This window comes from Streptomyces sp. SID14436, from assembly GCF_010548465.1.
Taxonomy (GTDB): Bacteria; Actinomycetota; Actinomycetes; order Streptomycetales; family Streptomycetaceae; genus Streptomyces.
Genome location: NZ_JAAGMD010000787.1, coordinates 1 through 232, shown reverse-complemented (window position 1 = coordinate 232; position 232 = coordinate 1). Strand labels below are relative to the sequence as shown.

Here is a 232-nt window from a genome sequence, read left to right as displayed (position 1 = left end):
TCGCCCGTCTCTTCACCCGGGCGGCGCTGCTGCTGACGCCCGCGGCGCCCACCGCCCCGCACGGTCACGAGGGCCCCGGCGACGTCTACTCCACCGCGCTCACCTGGGCGTTCAACCTGAGCGGGCACCCGGCGCTGAGCCTGCCCGCGGGACGCGGCGGCGACGGGTGTCCGGCGGGCCTCCAGCTGGTGGCACCGCACGGGCGGGAGACGCTGCTGCTCGCCGTGGCGCG

General features: G+C 78.4%; 1 protein-coding gene. It reads left to right on the top strand.

The annotated features are described in order from the left end of the window. The coding region (locus G3I53_RS28205; protein ID WP_239064161.1) for an amidase family protein at positions 1-232 on the top strand (232 nt) is incomplete at both ends.